This is a genomic window from Pedobacter sp. Leaf132, assembly GCF_920984695.1.
GTDB lineage: Bacteria > Bacteroidota > Bacteroidia > Sphingobacteriales > Sphingobacteriaceae > Pedobacter.
The window spans coordinates 90,903-100,420 of record NZ_CAKLBO010000014.1 but is presented as its reverse complement, the minus strand read 5'-3'; the positions used below and the strand labels follow the sequence as shown (position 1 = coordinate 100,420).

At 40.6% G+C, this 9,518-nt stretch carries 8 protein-coding genes; all 8 read right to left on the bottom strand.

From position 1 onward, the window contains the following. Positions 1-357: 357 nt before the first annotated feature. The 8 genes from LUA86_RS18675 to LUA86_RS18640 all read right to left on the bottom strand — a co-directional run bounded on the left by LUA86_RS18675 (position 358) and on the right by LUA86_RS18640 (position 8,474). On the bottom strand, positions 358-3,090 hold the full coding sequence (locus LUA86_RS18675) for a multicopper oxidase domain-containing protein (RefSeq protein WP_109923913.1): 2,733 nt from the start codon (positions 3,088-3,090) through the stop codon (positions 358-360). Continuing rightward, positions 3,087-3,557 (bottom strand): heme-binding domain-containing protein, encoded by a 471-nt coding sequence (locus tag LUA86_RS18670; RefSeq protein WP_109923914.1) that lies wholly within the window; start codon positions 3,555-3,557, stop codon positions 3,087-3,089. The genes LUA86_RS18675 and LUA86_RS18670 overlap by 4 nt, the downstream gene beginning before the upstream one ends. 1 nt (position 3,558) lies before the next feature. Beyond that, positions 3,559-4,125, bottom strand: coding sequence for a DUF3347 domain-containing protein (locus tag LUA86_RS18665; RefSeq protein WP_109923915.1), 567 nt, complete (start codon positions 4,123-4,125; stop codon positions 3,559-3,561). Between the two features lie 67 nt (positions 4,126-4,192). Next, entirely contained in the window at positions 4,193-4,672 is a 480-nt protein-coding gene (locus tag LUA86_RS18660) for a DUF3347 domain-containing protein (protein WP_231465623.1), read from the bottom strand. Positions 4,673-4,750: 78 nt separating this feature from the next. Further along, positions 4,751-5,236, bottom strand: a complete 486-nt coding sequence (locus tag LUA86_RS18655) for a hypothetical protein (protein WP_109923916.1) — start codon at positions 5,234-5,236, stop codon at positions 4,751-4,753. A 101-nt stretch (positions 5,237-5,337) separates the two neighbouring features. Continuing rightward, on the bottom strand, positions 5,338-5,901 hold the full coding sequence (locus LUA86_RS18650; RefSeq protein WP_109923917.1) for an AraC family transcriptional regulator: 564 nt from the start codon (positions 5,899-5,901) through the stop codon (positions 5,338-5,340). 113 nt (positions 5,902-6,014) lie between these two features. Further along, a complete protein-coding gene (locus LUA86_RS18645) occupies positions 6,015-6,227 on the bottom strand; it encodes a heavy-metal-associated domain-containing protein (protein ID WP_109923918.1) in 213 nt (70 codons plus the stop codon). A gap of 12 nt (positions 6,228-6,239) precedes the next feature. Continuing rightward, positions 6,240-8,474, bottom strand: a complete 2,235-nt coding sequence (locus LUA86_RS18640) for a cation-translocating P-type ATPase (RefSeq protein ID WP_109923919.1) — start codon at positions 8,472-8,474, stop codon at positions 6,240-6,242. Positions 8,475-9,518: the final 1,044 nt, after the last annotated feature.

Sequence of the window (9,518 nt, the reverse complement as noted above, 5' to 3'; positions counted from 1 at the left end):
GAGTTTGAAAAAACGATGAGGAACAGCAAAAAAGCCGCATAAATTGCATCCAGAGGAATCTAAATAAATGCATCTCAAAAAAAAATATCTGACGAAACAAAATCTCTAGTGTACTATTGCAATTCCACTTTCACTTTTTATGCTTTTGTCTGACCGAAGACATTGACTGTAAGTACTGTTAATGCCATCAACATTAAGGAGAATAAGAAATGGATTTTTTTCATGATTTCTATAATTTGTTTACCGAATGTACGCTTAGACACCATCTAATCTATTGACCCTCATCAACTACTAAAATGATGTGTATCACTAAATTATATCTTGGAAAAAGACCATTTCTTACTCCCCTAAAATAAATTAGTACGTCAATGTGATTCCTCCTCCATAACCCATATCGCTATCATAATGGGTAGAAAATGAAAAGTATTTAGTTACAATGTATCTAAGTCCAGCCATATATTCCTTATCCGTGTTTCCCATAATATTTAGCCTTAATCTTTTGCTCAATGGCATATCCTCACGCATCAATTGAAAACGAAACTTGCCTTTACTGTCCAGACGAGCTTCGGCAGTAACCAACATTGGAAGAATGTATTGCGCACCAATCACAGCTGCCTTTCTGTTCATCTGATTGCTGAGCTGTCCAAACATATTTTTCTCTGCCGTATTGCCCATACTATTATAGTGATAATCAAATCCAATGAAGGGCATGAACCATTGCATTTTTCCAATATAGCGGCCGAAATATGTTTCTACTTCATTCCCATGTTCTGACTTCAATCCCAACCTAAATTCACTAGAAAAACGATATCGCGTATTCGCCAACATCACTTCACCATCGCTACCGTTGCTTTCCAGTCCAATGTTTCCCATCAGATGGAATTCCCTATCGTCGCTGAACAATTTGCGCTGGGCAAGTCGTGGATTGGGGATTTCTGGATTCGCTGGCGAGTTCTCATAGCTGAAAACCCTGCCCATGCCGCTCATCATGTGGTAAAGGATATGGCAATGGAAAAACCAATCTCCGCCTGGTTCAGTTGCGGCAAATTCTATGGTATCACGTTCCATTGGCATGATATCCAGAACATTTTTCATAACAGCATTATCTCCCTGCGCATTCACTACCCTAAAATCATGGCCATGCAAGTGCATCGGATGGCGCATCATGCTATTATTGTAGAGAATAATCCTAACGTTTTCGCCCTTCTTTATCAGTATCTTATCGGTTTCTGAAACTGTTTTATTATCAAGGCTCCAAACATACCTGTTCATGTTGCCCGTGAGCTCAAACTTAATTTCCTTCCATGGCCCTCTCGGTAACGTGGTTATTTTTGGGTCTCTCAACATATCATAGTTAAGGGTGACAATATCCGAGCTAGTAGTCCCCATATCCATTCCCGCCATGCTTTTGTCTTCAGCTTTTGGACTTTTTTTAGCAGGCTCTTCACCAGTAATTTCAGGATACATCACCGTATTCATGTCCATAATTTGGTTCTGCATCTTCATACCGTCCATCTCGATCATGTTACCCTGCATGTCCATCATGTCGTTCATCATTTTCATCCCTGCGAAATATTTGAGTTTCGGAAGTGACTTGGCGGGAACTTTTTCGCCTTTGCCCAGCCACAGGGATGCAGATTTTGTCCTGTCTTCTGGGGTCACCAAAAATTCATAGCTCTTATTTTCGGGAATGGTAACAACTACATCATAGGTTTCAGATACAGCAATAATCAGTCGATCTACTTCAACTGGCTCTACATCGTTTCCATCAGTGGCTACAACAGTAATCTTTCCGCCAGAATAGGTCAGCCAAAAATAATCAGATGCGCCAGCATTGGCTATGCGTAGCCTTACCTTATCGCCAGCCTTAAATTGGGTCTGTACGTTCTGGTTCTTTCCATTAATCAAAAAAGCATCGTAATATACGTCACTTACATCCATAGCGTTCATCCGCTTCCATTCATTGTTCACTTTCGTTTTAAACTCTCCAGATCGAATGGCTTCCGCATAACTTTGTGTAGCACCTTTTTGAATGGCAAACCAGTCGGTTGCATTTTTTAAACTGCGATGGACTTCCTCTGGCTTCATATCTGTCCATTCGCTAATTACAATTGGCAATGTTGGAATATCCCATTCCTTATTACGTTTGTTCATGATAAACGAACCATACATCCCTATCTGTTCCTGTAACTTGCTATGGCTATGGTACCAATGAGTTCCGTGCTGCACAATTGGAAATCTGTAAATATAGGTCGTATGCGGTTTAATCGGCATTTGGGTCAAAAATGGAACACCGTCTTCCTTGTTGGGAAGAAAAAGGCCATGCCAGTGCAACGATGTTTCTTCATCCAAGTTATTGTGTACATAGATCTCTGCGGTATCACCTTCTGTAAATATCAAGGTTGGCATAGGGATCTGTCCATTAACGGCAATGGCACGTCTTGGTTTTTTGCCATACGTAACTGTAGTATCTGCAATATATAGATCGTAACGTACCGTTCTGGGCTTGGCACTGTTAGTTATGGTTTTTATAGGGCCGAGGTTAGCCTTTGCTTTCTTGATGTTGGTCAGTGTTGCATCATTGTCGTTCATATCCATGTCTTCCATTGCTGTTTTCGATGTATTGCCAGGCATATCCATGCCATCGTGGCTTTTGTTCTCAGACTTAGTTTTTTCTGAAACCAGCTTCATTCCGCATTTCGGGCACTTTCCTGGCGCATCTTGATGAATTTCTGGATGCATCGGACAAGTGTACGATGCACTTTTTTCACCAGACGGCTTGCTATCAGAAGTTTTGCTGGTTCCCATCTCCATCTTTTCAGCTTCCTTTTTTGCTGGCACTGTTTGCTTTACAGCAGGCGAAGCTTTTTTCACGGGTTGCTTCTTAACGGCTACTGGTTTCTTCATCACCAATGCCATTCCGCATTTTGGGCATTTGCCAGGTTTTCCCTGTTGTATTTCTGGATGCATGGGGCATGTATAGATGTCAGCATTTTTAACGGCTGTTGACGCTGTTCCATGCTGGTCGTGTTGCGCATTGGCCATCTGCAACGTGAAGACAGCCAAAATTAATAATATTATCTTTTTCATCTGTTATCTTTTTTTTCCAGACTGTCCAGTACTGCACTGGCCCAATCTGTTATTATCTTCTGCTCCTTTGCAGAAAGCTTTGTACTCTGGTGGATCATGGTATAGGAAGGAAGCGGCATGCTTCTGTCTTCAATACTAGATGAAATAGACTTGAGCTTGCTCATCTTTCTTCGATTGCTATAGCTGTCAAACTCATCAAAGTTCAGTTCGGATTTTCCCTCAGCAATGTGTGACCCCATCCATCTACCGAAAGGTTGGATCATTGTATACCATGGGTATTTGGTATAATTGCTATGGCAATCGAAACACGAGTTGCTTAGTATCTTTCCAACATTTTCTGGAACCGGAAAAGTATGCAAGAATTTAATATGGCGGGGGTCTCCACCATTGTTTCTCGTTGGTTGTAAGAATTGCAACAGTAGAAAAACCGCCGCAATGCCAAAAAAAACTTTCCTTTTGCCAGTCATATTAGTTCAGTTCTTCTTTTACGCTTCCGCAGTCAACCATCGATTTCCCATAGTAGGGGTTTTTGATTTCCTTGGTTTCACTGATCCAGTTTCCTCCCTTTCCCTTATTGTACATTGGACAGTTGTCGTAAAAGAGTTTTTGTCCTGTAGCTTTATCTGCTTTTAAGAGGTCATAGATTTCACCGCTTAACGTTTCGAAATGTTCACGTTGATGTTTGATGTTTCCCACATTTGAACCAATGTGTTCCGCATGCTCCTTTGCATCGGCATTGATGTCTTCGAAGACTTTTGCCTGCTCGGCCGAGAGTGAAGTTTTGTCCACAGCTGCAAGCGAAGTGACAAGGCTTTTACCTGCTTCTGCTGCTTGTTTATCATTGTCCTCCACAAGGGCATTTTTAAGTTTTAGGTAATCTTTGGTAACCGCATCGATAGCGGAGACTTTGTTTGCTTCTGCTGTTACTGCACCTTTGGCAATAGTATCTTTTGCATCGCCATTAGTCTGTTTATTGCTATTGCATGCAGCGAGCACCAAGCTCGACATTGCCATGCCTAAGAAGATATTTTTCATTTTTTTGGACTTTAAGAAAGGTAAGTACAGTCCCCAGCATATATGCCTGTGGACTGTACAGGAATAATTAGTTGATGGTCTCAGAAATTTTTCCACAGGTAAGCATGGCACTACCATAGTAAGGGTTCTTGACAGGTTTTTCACTGCTGAGCCAGCTGCTCTTTTTCATCGGACAGTACTGTACATAAATAGGGTCGGCAGATAGCTTTCCAGACTTTGCCAGTGTAATCATTGCCGTTGAAAGCGGTGCAAAATCCTCCCTTTGGGCCTTGATATCCGTCGTTTTGGATACCATTGTCGAATGCTTCAACAGTTCTGCTTTGTCCTTATCTCCAATAATTTTGTTATCGGTACTTTCGATGGACTTGACAAGTTCGAGCGACTTTGCACTTGCAAGGGTTGCATCGCCTGCAACTAGAGCGTTTTTAAGTGAATAGTATGATGCCAGCACCGATGTATTGGCATCATGTCCATTATGTTCCTGTGCAAAAGTAGCCTGCACCAAAGTTGTTGCGATTACGGCAACCAATAAAAATATTTTTTTCATTTTGTATTAATTTAATGTACATAGATTATTACGTTGACGGCATTTCTCTACCGTCAAAAAAATAAAACAGTCATTAAATCAAATCTGAAAACTCTGTACCGCAATGCGGATATCAGGTATGGGGGGATGGTGGCACCTAACAAAATAACTGTTGTCTGGCGTGTGGAAGTTAGCCATTTCAACATCTACCAAAATAGAAACAGGATGAAGAAGATCTGCAAATATCTGCGGTGACTTTATGGATATAGTTTTGCTTAATTGCTTGTCAACTGCTACAAATTTGGCTACTTCATCTTTGCAACAATTATCTTTTTTACCCTCTTGCTTTTTATTATGAGAGTGAGCGGCAGAAGATTCGGTGTTTTTATTTGAATGGCTGTGAGGTTTCGTGCCTTTTGGATGATTATGAACCCTAGTTACGGGAATTGTAGAATGTTCGTCGTGGTGCTCTTTGTTAATTACCATATCTGCACCAATAGTACAGGCAAAGCCAACAACTGTATTCGAAAGGAATAGAATTGTCAGAAACACGGCCTTAAACTTTATTGACAGACTGATTTTCATTAGTACAAAGTAAGCTATTATTTTAATATGAACAAAGATAGCGAAGTAAGAGTTTTGGTTATTACACAATTAGGCGAAAAATTTACATAATTCCTTGTCCTCTATATCTGGTCTAATGGTCTTCGATCATTAACTTTTAATGTTTTGAATTGACTAGGCGATAAACCTGTTACTGACTTGAACTGGTTGGAAAGGTGGGCGCTACTACTATAACCCATCTTCCAAGCTATTTCATTTAGGTTAAGTTCACCATATTGGATAAGCTCTTTTACCTTCTCTATTTTTTGCTGGATGATAAATTTTTCAATGGTAGTATCTTCACTTTCGGAAAATAACCTGCTCAAGTAGCTATATTCCCGGTGCAATCGATCACTCAACGCTTCACTGAAAACAATGTGAAGTTCGGGATGTGGTGAATGGTGTATGAGTTCAATTATCGTGTTACGGATCCGCTCAACCATCTTATCCTTATCCCTGTCAATCAGTTCGAAGCCCAAAATTTTAAGCGAGGCGGAAATTTCGCTCAACAATTCCTCCGAAGGCTCGGGAGAAACAACGGCCTGCCCAAGTGAAATATCATCAACCTGGAGATCGTGGTGCTGAAGCTGTTGTGTCACCACCGAAATGCAACGGTCGCACACCATGTTTTTTATTGATAACAACATACCCTATAGGTTAGATTAAATGCTAATATACGCTTTGTTTCAACGAGATAATTATCAATGGGAAGAACATCAATTGATAACAAAATGACGTCCTTGCCAAAATGAAAACCGAATTAAATTTTTTCTGCCTTGTAACCAGCCTTTTCAAGCGTGTCGATAACCTGATAGGTATCGATTCCCTGCTTTCCCTCCACTGTTAATATCTTGTCTGGATTCTGCGTGTCAACTTCCCATTTTTCAATAGCTAAAAGATTGTTCAGGTGGGGGGTAACGGCAGCTATACAGCCACCACATTTGATATTTGTTTTGAATTTTAATGTTTCCATGATTGTGATTGTTTAAATAAGTTTAGAAAATTTTAAGCGAAGACTATTGCTTACCACCGATACAGAACTAAGCGCCATTGCTGCACCCGCGATCATCGGATTTAGCAGAAAGCCATTGATTGGATATAAAATACCAGCAGCAAGGGGAATTCCTATCAAGTTATAAATGAATGCCCAGAACAGGTTTTGGCGTATCGTGCGAACAGTGAGCTTCGACAGACGCAAGGCCTTGGGAACCTGTAAAAGATCGGAGGAAACCAAGGTAATCTTGGCAACATCAATTGCAATATCCGAGCCTTTCCCCATGGCAATCGACACATCGGCCTGTGCCAGGGCATGGCTATCATTAATACCGTCACCGATCATGGCAACTATTTTTCCCTGCGATTGTAGTTCCTTAATGAACTTTGCTTTTTCGGAAGGTAGCACTTCGGCCCTAAAATCTGTAATCCCAACCTGTTTTGCTACAGCGGCCGCAGTTTGTTCGTTATCTCCAGTGAGCATATACACTGCAATATTACGCTTCAAAAGTTCAGAGATAGCAAGGGCAGAACCATCTTTGATCTGATCGGCAATGGCAATAGTGGCTAATACTTTATTTTCATTGGTAAAATAAATTACCGTCTTTGCCTGTTCCTGTAACTTTTTCACTGACTGCTGTAAATTTTCTTCAACTTCGATACCAGCGTCTTTCAATATTTTATGGCTGCCTGCCCAATACTTTTGTCCTTCAAATGTAGCTCGTACGCCTTTTCCAGTAAGGCTTTCAAACCCCGTAACTCTTATCGGGTTAACATTTCCTGTTTGTAGATGGCGAACAATAGCTTCAGCAAGCGGATGTTCAGATTGCTGTTCAAGTGCAAACAGGATACCAATAAGCTTTTGCTTGTCGGTATCGACCTCATTTTGCCAATGGAGTTCCGTTACTTCAGGTTTGCCTTTTGTAAGAGTTCCGGTCTTATCGAGAACAACTGCATTAACCTTATGGCCAAGTTCCAGAGCTTCGGCATCTTTTATCAATATACCGTTTTCAGCGCCCTTGCCAACACCTACCATAATAGCTGTTGGAGTTGCAAGGCCGAGCGCACAAGGACAGGCAATAACCAGTACGGTAACCATCGCCAGCATTCCCTGGGTCAGGGCATTTTCACCACCAACCACTACCCATATTATAAGGGTAAGCACTGAGATACCGATAACTATCGGAACAAATATCCCTGCAATTTTATCTACGAGCCTTTGTACTGGAGCTTTAGAGCCTTGGGCATCTTGCACCATTTTTATGATCTGTGCAAGCATTGTTTCCCCACAGACCTTTCGGGCTACAAATCGAAAGCTTCCCTTTTGGTTGATTGTTCCTGCAAAGACCTGAGCTCCTACTTTTTTCGAAACTGCTACAGGTTCTCCAGAAATCATGCTTTCATCCACGTAGGATTCGCCCTCATATATTTCGCCGTCTACTGGGATCTTTTCACCAGAACGCACAAGTATTTTATCGCCAATTGCAATATCAGAAAGCGGAATTTCTTTCTCTCCATTTTCGGTGATAACAAGCACCGTTTTTGGCTGTAGTCCGATCAGCTTTTGGATGGCGGAAGAAGTATTGGATTTTGCACGTTCTTCGAGCAGTTTCCCCAACATGATAAATACGATGACCACGGCGGCGGCTTCATAATAGACATGTGGATGAAGCCCTCTTTGGTGCCAAAATTCTGGATATAGTGTATTGAAGAGACTGAAAAGGTATGCAATGCCAGTACTCAAGGCAACAAGGGTATCCATATTTGCTCTACCATGCCTTGCCTGTTTGAAGGCGTTAACAAAGAAGTTTTTTCCAAAAATAAAAAGTACTGGTGTAGTTAGTGCCAACATATAATAATTTGCATATTGGATATCCATAAAGAACATCCCAATAGCTACCACTGGAAGTGTTAATATCCCAGATGCTATCATACGCTTCTTTAGCGAACTATAGTTTTTTTGCTGTACCTCTTCCTGTTTTTCCTTTCCGCTTTCGGTATCCATGATCAGATCGTAGCCTATTGACTGTACTGCTTTTTGGAACGCGGTCGGCTGCACCTGATCTGGATGATAGGAAACCTTAACTGTCTGAGCAGCATAGTTAACCTCTGCTTTCTCAACTCCTTGTTGGGCGGCGATCATACTTTCCACACTGTTTGCACAGGCAGCACATGTCATTCCAAGAACTGGGAGCGAAAGAGTTTGAATATCGTTTTGAGCTTTCATTACTTAATTATTGATAAACAAATTTACGACGGTACCCTCTCTCGATTTTTACATGATTTTGTGAAAAAGTTGCATAATTTCTTTCGTAAGGGATAATGTAGAGAGTAAGAGATTGCTATCGAAAGTTTTCTTTATAAATTATGCCTTATGTTGTCATAATTGCAATAGATAATAATAATTTCTTGATTAAGAAACATATTGAAATGAAATTACGTTATTTGTATTGTGAAACCGCTTGCCTACATATTGTTATCTTGCCTAATGTTCCTATCTTCCGTTCAGGGAGTTGGAAGCACTGCGCAATCTAAATCGATAACCAATTGCTGCACGGGTGCTTCTTGTAAGCATGGAAAACCTGAGCAAAAGGACAAAGGTTGTGACAGCAAGGCTTGTAATCGTATGGTTTCCTACGCCCGTTGTGGCTTTGTCGTGGCAGAGCAGTTGGTATTACCGAACCAATATGTACTGAACGAAAGCGTGTCCCAATATATCTTCGACATGGACATCGTTTCTGGATTTACACAAATCGGTTGGCATCCTCCAAAAGTTTAATAATAATTTCTGTACGTCTACCTGTACTATAAATATTATTAATCTTAAAATCAAAAATCATGAAAAAGTATTTTTTCACCGCAATGGTGATGCTATTATCTATATCTTCTATTTCTTACGCTAATACCCCTTGCTGTAACAGCAAAATGAACAGTTGTACAAAGTGTTCAAAAACGTGTGGTAAGCCAAACTGCATGGATACTTGTAGTAAAGCGTGTAAAGCTTTGGGTGAGTGTAAAAAAACCTGTAAATAGCAAGAAAGCCGGGGAGACCCGGCTTTCTTAACTTATTTGAAATTCATTTAGAATCTATATCATTTACAAAAATCGCATTAGTTTAAAATGTGAAGCTTAAATACATGGAAAAATTTCATAATTACAGCGATTCCTAACACAATCCACATCGTCCAAAACAAAGTCATTTTCACAATATAAGCTGTGGTCAACTTTTTTCTTGACCTTTTTCGACCTTTGTTATTCATAGGCAAATAAA

Coding starts and splice junctions, on each gene's coding strand:
- LUA86_RS18675 (WP_109923913.1), bottom strand. CDS start 3,090: ATGAAAAAGATAATATTATTAATTTTGGCTGTCTTCACGTTGCAGATG.
- LUA86_RS18670 (WP_109923914.1), bottom strand. CDS start 3,557: ATGACTGGCAAAAGGAAAGTTTTTTTTGGCATTGCGGCGGTTTTTCTA.
- LUA86_RS18665 (WP_109923915.1), bottom strand. CDS start 4,125: ATGAAAAATATCTTCTTAGGCATGGCAATGTCGAGCTTGGTGCTCGCT.
- LUA86_RS18660 (WP_231465623.1), bottom strand. CDS start 4,672: ATGAAAAAAATATTTTTATTGGTTGCCGTAATCGCAACAACTTTGGTG.
- LUA86_RS18655 (WP_109923916.1), bottom strand. CDS start 5,236: ATGAAAATCAGTCTGTCAATAAAGTTTAAGGCCGTGTTTCTGACAATT.
- LUA86_RS18650 (WP_109923917.1), bottom strand. CDS start 5,901: ATGTTGTTATCAATAAAAAACATGGTGTGCGACCGTTGCATTTCGGTG.
- LUA86_RS18645 (WP_109923918.1), bottom strand. CDS start 6,227: ATGGAAACATTAAAATTCAAAACAAATATCAAATGTGGTGGCTGTATA.
- LUA86_RS18640 (WP_109923919.1), bottom strand. CDS start 8,474: ATGAAAGCTCAAAACGATATTCAAACTCTTTCGCTCCCAGTTCTTGGA.